Annotated in this window: 1 protein-coding gene and 1 pseudogene; one reads left to right on the top strand and one right to left on the bottom strand. The window is 63.8% G+C overall.

What is annotated here, in order from left to right; translation table 11 throughout:
- Nucleotides 1–90, top strand: a pseudogene (locus GYA94_RS26340) (ribosome modulation factor); the annotation flags it as partial.
- Nucleotides 91–196: 106 nt separating this feature from the next.
- On the opposite strand, the gene GYA94_RS26345 reads toward GYA94_RS26340, so the two are convergent.
- Nucleotides 197–646: dihydroorotate dehydrogenase (locus GYA94_RS26345; protein WP_498072226.1), on the bottom strand; the 450-nt coding region annotated here is incomplete at its 5' end.

The raw sequence follows: 646 nt of genomic DNA on the forward strand, positions 1-646 counted from the left end.
GGCTGGCGTGAAGGTCGCGGCGATAACTGGGACGGAATGACTGGCACCGCTGGCATCCATAGACTCAACGAAAATCACGCCGTAGGCTGATCGAGGACACTGAATTCGATTTACATGCACGCCCCAATCGGGCGGCGGGCGTAGGCCCAGGGGCCCCTTCAAGGGGCCCTTTTTAATGGGCTGGCAAAGCGCCAAACTAGCGCGGCATCGCCGCGATCGCATCCACCGCTTCGCGAATCAGTGCCGGCCCCTTGTAAATGAAGCCCGAATAGATCTGCACCAGGCTCGCCCCGGCAGCGATCTTCTCGGCAGCGTGGCGCCCTTCGGTGATGCCACCGGCGGCAATGATCGGCAACTTGCCACCCAGCTCACCCGCCAGCACCTTGACGATATGGGTGCTCTTCTCCAGCACCGGCGCGCCTGACAGGCCACCTGCCTCGCCCCCATACGGCAGCGCTTCGACACCCTCACGGCCCAGCGTGGTGTTGGTGGCAATCACCGCATCCATGCCCGACTCCATCAATGCAGCCGCCACCAGGGCGGTTTCTTCGTCGCTCATGTCCGGGGCGATCTTGATCGCCAACGGCACGCGCTTGCCATGTTCAGCAGCCAGCTGCTCACGGCGCTCGGCCAGGGCATCGAGCAG

The sequence above is a fragment of the Pseudomonas juntendi genome, from assembly GCF_009932375.1.
Lineage (GTDB): Bacteria > Pseudomonadota > Gammaproteobacteria > Pseudomonadales > Pseudomonadaceae > Aquipseudomonas > Aquipseudomonas juntendi.